Below are 528 nucleotides of genomic sequence, written 5' to 3'. Positions count from 1 at the left end.
AATCGAACCGGTGATAAGGGTGTTGCAGACCCATGCCTTACCGCTTGGCTATGCCGCCGTAGATTAATGGAGCGGAAGACGGGATTCGAACCCGCGACCCCGACCTTGGCAAGGTCGTATTCTACCACTGAACTACTTCCGCGAAACTACTGGGGTAGCTGGATTCGAACCAACGAATGACGGAGTCAAAGTCCGTTGCCTTACCGCTTGGCTATACCCCAAAAAAATGGGGCGGACGAGGGGAATCGAACCCCCGAATGTCGGAATCACAATCCGATGCGTTAACCACTTCGCCACGACCGCCATAATAACTATTCATTTATCAAAATCATGGGGCGACTGAGGGGAATCGAACCCCCGAATGTCGGAATCACAATCCGATGCGTTAACCACTTCGCCACAACCGCCACAATATGTGAGAAAAATGGCAGGGGCAGTAGGAATCGAACCCACATCAAAGGTTTTGGAGACCTCTATTCTACCGTTAAACTATGCCCCTGTAAATTGGTGGTGGGGGACGGATTCGAA

5 tRNA genes are annotated in these 528 nt (G+C 51.3%); all 5 read right to left on the bottom strand.

What is annotated here, in order from left to right:
* Positions 1 to 67: 67 nt before the first annotated feature.
* Positions 68 to 142, bottom strand: a tRNA-Gly gene (locus tag R2B77_RS17405).
* A gap of 7 nt (positions 143 to 149) precedes the next feature.
* A tRNA-Gln gene (locus R2B77_RS17400) sits at positions 150 to 221 on the bottom strand.
* Positions 222 to 227: 6 nt separating this feature from the next.
* Positions 228 to 303 (bottom strand) — tRNA-His (locus R2B77_RS17395).
* A 28-nt stretch (positions 304 to 331) separates the two neighbouring features.
* A tRNA-His gene (locus R2B77_RS17390) sits at positions 332 to 407 on the bottom strand.
* A gap of 18 nt (positions 408 to 425) precedes the next feature.
* Positions 426 to 499 (bottom strand) — tRNA-Trp (locus R2B77_RS17385).
* Positions 500 to 528 lie beyond the last annotated feature (29 nt).

Origin of the sequence: Sporosarcina beigongshangi, from assembly GCF_033485195.1 — a bacterium.
Taxonomy (GTDB): Bacteria; Bacillota; Bacilli; order Bacillales_A; family Planococcaceae; genus Sporosarcina; species Sporosarcina beigongshangi.
This window is presented reverse-complemented; position numbering and strand designations above follow the sequence as displayed.